1 pseudogene is annotated in these 253 nt (G+C 53.4%); it reads right to left on the reverse strand.

Annotated features, from left to right (window positions below):
* A pseudogene (locus tag ACLFKU_RS44845) lies at positions 1-126 on the reverse strand (IS3 family transposase); the annotation flags it as partial.
* Positions 127-253: the final 127 nt, after the last annotated feature.

Below are 253 nucleotides of genomic sequence, written 5' to 3' on the forward strand. Positions count from 1 at the left end.
GCGCCGGGCGTGGCTGACCGACTCATATGCCTTCAGATACACCTCCTCATACTTGACGCTTCGCCACACTCGTTCGACGAACACGTTGTCGCGCCAGGCTCCCTTGCCGTCCATGGATAGTTTGATGGGTTCTGTCGCAGTAAGGAAAGGGAGTCAAGCAAATGCAATATGCGAAGGATGACTTATGATGCCAGCGAATAAAATTGCTGGGCGGCGGACCGCGCAGTTTTGCTCGAACATTTCATCTGTCCTT

This window comes from Paraburkholderia sp. EG304 (genome assembly GCF_046543485.1).
Lineage (GTDB): Bacteria > Pseudomonadota > Gammaproteobacteria > Burkholderiales > Burkholderiaceae > Paraburkholderia > Paraburkholderia youngii.